This window comes from Stenotrophomonas sp. S49 (genome assembly GCF_016624905.1).
GTDB lineage: Bacteria > Pseudomonadota > Gammaproteobacteria > Xanthomonadales > Xanthomonadaceae > Stenotrophomonas.
The window spans coordinates 1-3,333 of sequence record NZ_JACVUD010000160.1 but is presented as its reverse complement, the minus strand read 5'-3'; the positions used below and the strand labels follow the sequence as shown (position 1 = coordinate 3,333).

3 protein-coding genes are annotated in these 3,333 nt (G+C 68.6%); all 3 read left to right on the top strand.

The genetic code is table 11. The features are described from left to right. Positions 1-89: 89 nt before the first annotated feature. Positions 90-2,177 carry a methionine--tRNA ligase gene (gene metG, locus IAE58_RS19745; RefSeq protein ID WP_199934777.1) on the top strand — a complete coding sequence of 696 codons (2,088 nt, stop codon included), beginning with the start codon at positions 90-92 and terminating at the stop codon, positions 2,175-2,177. A gap of 90 nt (positions 2,178-2,267) precedes the next feature. Further along, complete coding sequence (locus tag IAE58_RS19740; RefSeq protein ID WP_108750664.1) at positions 2,268-2,858, top strand: HAD family hydrolase; 591 nt, start codon at positions 2,268-2,270, stop codon at positions 2,856-2,858. A gap of 23 nt (positions 2,859-2,881) precedes the next feature. Continuing rightward, complete coding sequence (rnfB, locus tag IAE58_RS19735; protein ID WP_199934776.1) at positions 2,882-3,295, top strand: Rnf electron transport complex subunit RnfB; 414 nt, start codon at positions 2,882-2,884, stop codon at positions 3,293-3,295. Positions 3,296-3,333 lie beyond the last annotated feature (38 nt).

Genomic DNA, 3,333 nt, shown 5'->3' with positions numbered 1-3,333 from the left:
CCCCCCCCCCCCGGCCCCCGCCCGGGGGGGCCCCACGACGTTGCGGGCGTGCGATAATCTGCGGTTCCCCTCGGCTGCACCCCGCGACCATGACCCGTACCGCGCTCGTCACCACCGCCCTGCCCTACGCCAACGGCCCGCTGCACCTGGGCCATCTGGTCGGCTACATCCAGGCTGACATCTGGGTGCGCGCGCGGCGAATGAGCGGCGGTACCGCCTGGTTCGTCTGCGCCGACGACACCCATGGCACGCCGATCATGCTGGCCGCCGAGAAGGCCGGGGTCACCCCGGAAACCTTCATCGCCAACATCCAGGCCAGCCACCAACGTGACTTCGCCGCCTTCGGCGTGGCCTTCGACCACTACGATTCGACCAACTCGGCGGCCAACAAGGCGCTGACCGAACAGTTCTACCTGAAGCTGGAAGCGGCCGGCCACATCAGCCGTCGCTCGGTGGCGCAGTTCTACGACCCGGCCAAGGGCATGTTCCTGCCCGACCGCTACGTAAAGGGCATCTGCCCCAACTGCGGCAGCGCCGACCAGTACGGCGACAACTGCGAAGTGTGCGGCGCCACCTACGCGCCCACCGACCTGAAGGAACCGCGTTCGGTCATTTCCGGGGCAACCCCGGAGATGCGCGATTCGGAACACTTCTTCTTCGAGGTCGGCCACTTCGATGCGTTCCTGCGCGAATGGCTGGCCGGCGACGTCGCCCTGCCGGGCGTGAAGGCCAAGCTGGGTGAGTGGCTGAACGCCGAAGGCGGCCTGCGCGCATGGGACATCTCGCGCGATGCGCCGTACTTCGGTTTCCAGATTCCCGGCCAGCCGGGCAAGTACTTCTACGTCTGGCTGGATGCGCCGATCGGCTACCTGTCCAGCTTCCAGACCCTGTGCGGCAAGCTGGGCGAAGACTTCGAGGCGCACCTGCGCGCCGGCACCAGCACCGAACTGCACCACTTCATCGGCAAGGACATCGTCAACTTCCACGGCCTGTTCTGGCCGGCGGTGCTGCATGGCACCGGCCACCGCGCGCCCACCCGCCTGCACGTGAACGGTTACCTGACCGTGGACGGCGCCAAGATGAGCAAGTCGCGCGGCACCTTCGTGATGGCACGCACCTTCCTGGACGCCGGCCTGGAACCGGAAGCACTGCGTTATTACTACGCGGCCAAGACCAGCGGCGGCGTGGACGACCTGGACCTGAACCTGGGCGACTTCATCGCCCGCGTCAATGCCGATCTGGTTGGCAAGTTCGTCAACCTGGCGAGCCGCTGCGCCGGCTTCATCAGCAAGCGCTTCGACGGCCTGCTGGCCACCCAGCTGCCCGATGCGGCGCAGTACCAGCGTTTCGTCGATGGCCTGGCGCCGATCCGCGAAGCCTACGAGCGCAACGACCCGGCCGCTGCCATCCGCCTGACCATGGCCCTGGCCGACGAAGCCAACCGCTACATCGACGATGTGAAGCCCTGGGTGATCGCCAAGCAGGAAGGCGCCGACGCGCAGCTGCAGGCGGTCTGCAGCCAGGGCCTGAACCTGTTCCGCGTGCTGGTGACCGCGCTGAAGCCGGTGCTGCCGACCACCGCCGCGCAGGCCGAAGCGTTCCTGGCCGCACCGGTCAACGACTGGACCGCGCTGGCACAGCCGCTGCTGGGCCACCGCATTGCCGATTACACCCCGCTGTTCACCCGTATCGACCCGAAGAAGATTGACGCCATGATCGACGCCTCCAAGGACACCCTGCAGTCGGCCGCCGCTGCCGCCCCCGCCGCCAAGCCCGAGGCCGCCAAGCCGGCCGCCCCGGCCCCGGCCCCGGCCAAGGACGAAGCCAAGGGCGCCGACGCGCCGGCCTACATCGGCATCGACGATTTCGCCAAGCTCGACCTGCGCATCGGCAAGGTGCTGGTGTGCGAATTCGTGGAAGGCTCGGACAAGCTGCTGCGCTTCGAACTGGACGCCGGCGATCTGGGCAGGCGCCAGATCTTCTCCGGCATCCGCGGCAGCTACGGCGAACCGGAAGCGCTGGTTGGCCGCAGCGTGGTGTTCATCGCCAACCTGGCCCCGCGCAAGATGCGCTTCGGCCTGAGCGAAGGCATGATCCTGTCGGCCGGTTTCGACGGCGGCGCGCTGGCACTGCTGGACGCCGACAGCGGCGCGCAGCCGGGCATGCCGGTCCGCTGATGCACCCCGGGCGCGGCCCAGGCCGCGCCCGGCCCGCACACCGCCACGGAAGGCACCGCCACGGAAGGCACCGCCATGGGAGAGAGCAGGATGGAGCTGGCGCTGTTCGATTTCGACCACACCATCACCACCTGCGATACCTATGGCCGCTTCGTGCGCCGCGTGGCCACGCCGGAACAGCTGGCCCGTGCGTGGTGGAAGGTGGGCCCATGGTTGCTGGCCTACCGCCTGCGCATCATTTCCGCCGAGCGCATCCGCGCGCGCGTAACCCGCCTGACCTTCAGCGAACGCCACGCCGATGACATCGCCACGCTGGCCGCCGGCTTCGCCCGCGAGGTACTGCCCGAGGTGATGCGGCCGGAAATGCTGGAACAGATCCGCTGGCACAAGGAACAGCAGCACACCGTGGTGGTGGTGTCCGGCTCGCTCGATCTGTATCTGCGGCCGTGGTGCGAACAGTGGGGCCTGCAGTTGATCTGCAACCGGCTGGAAAGCCAGGACGGCCGCTTGACCGGGCGCTACGCCGACGGTGACTGTGGCCCGCGCAAGGTCGACCACATCCGCCGCCGCTTCGACCTGTCGCGCTACGTGCGCATCCACGCCTACGGCGACAGCTACGAAGACCGCCCCATGCTGGCCCTCGCCCACGAGCGCTGGTACCGCGGCAAGCCCCTGAAATAACCAACGCGCAGCCTTCGCCACGCATGAGCCTGATCCCGCCCCTGACCGAACGCCTGGACCGCCTGCTGCCGCAGACCCAATGTGGCCAATGCGGCTTTGATGGCTGCCGCCCGTACGCGCAGGCCATGGCCCGTGGCGAAGCCGGCGTGGACCGCTGCCCGCCCGGCGGCGATGCCGGGGCGCGCGCACTTTCACAGGTACTGGGCGTAGCTGCCGTGCCGTTCGACCGCACGCGCGGCGCGCACAAGGCACCTCAGGTGGCGGTGATCGTGGAAGCAGACTGCATCGGCTGCACCAAATGCATCCAGGCCTGCCCGGTGGATGCCATCGTCGGCGGCGCCAAGTACATGCACACCGTCATTGCCGACCTGTGCACCGGCTGCGAGCTGTGCATTCCGCCGTGCCCGGTGGACTGCATCGATCTGCAGCTGCTGTAGCCGCCGGACCCGCCGGCGGGAGGCGGGAGGCGGTGGGC